This is a genomic window from Oleiphilus sp. HI0086 (assembly GCF_001635225.1).
In genome coordinates this window covers 1-556 of the sequence record NZ_LWFZ01000162.1, presented here as the reverse complement: position 1 = coordinate 556, position 556 = coordinate 1, and the positions used below count along the sequence as shown (strand labels likewise).

Annotated in this window: 1 protein-coding gene; it reads left to right on the top strand. The window is 43.2% G+C overall.

Annotated elements, in window-relative coordinates; translation table 11 throughout:
• Window positions 1-556: lyase family protein (locus A3756_RS02225; protein ID WP_255376500.1), on the top strand; the 556-nt coding region annotated here is incomplete at both ends.

The following is a 556-nucleotide window of genomic DNA, read 5'->3' as shown; positions in this document are numbered from 1 at the left end:
AGGTTGAAATTCGTTGGTTGCAAACCTTGGCAGCCCACCCTCAAATTGAAGAATTAAAAGCCTTCTCTGCTGACGCCAACAAGTTCCTAGACGATATCGTAAGTAACTTCTCTGTAGAAGACGCAGAGCGCGTTAAAGAAATTGAACGCACTACAAATCACGACGTAAAAGCAGTTGAATATCTCCTAAAAGAAAAGTTCTCTGCAGCAAAAGGCGACTTCCCTGAATTAGAAGCCGATTCCGAGTTCGTTCACTTTGCTTGTACTTCGGAAGACATCAACAACCTATCTCACGGTTTAATGCTTACTAATGGCATGCAGAAGAGTGTTTTACCGTCAATGAAAGAAGTTGTAAACAAAATGGAAGAACTGGCACTTGAGTACGCTGAAATCCCGATGCTTTCACGTACCCACGGTCAAACAGCCTCGCCTTCTACAATGGGTAAAGAATTTGCAAATGTTGTTGCTCGTTTACGCCGCCAGTTGGCTCAAATCGAGAAAGTTGAAATCCTGGGCAAAATTAATGGCGCTGTAGGTAACTACAATGCTCACCTATC